Below are 203 nucleotides of genomic sequence, written 5' to 3' on the forward strand. Positions count from 1 at the left end.
ATTGACCGTCAGCTTGCCGTTGGCATCGACCGTGACGTTGCCGGTGTTGGCGACGGTCGAGCCCTGGTCGATCGTCAGCGCGCCGTTCGCCAGCACTTCGATCGTGCCGGTGCTCGCATTCGTGATCGTCTCGTGGTCCAGCGCGTTGCCGGTGCCGCTGACCTTGAAGGCCGCATTGTTGTTCAGGATGCCGCCGCTCAGAA

Annotated in this window: 1 protein-coding gene; it reads right to left on the bottom strand. The window is 63.5% G+C overall.

Annotated elements, in window-relative coordinates:
- On the bottom strand, window positions 1-203 hold a 203-nt coding region (locus AC0L2J_RS34850), incomplete at both ends, for a hypothetical protein (RefSeq protein ID WP_473395990.1).

Source organism: Bradyrhizobium sp. MV1.5 (genome assembly GCF_055807615.1).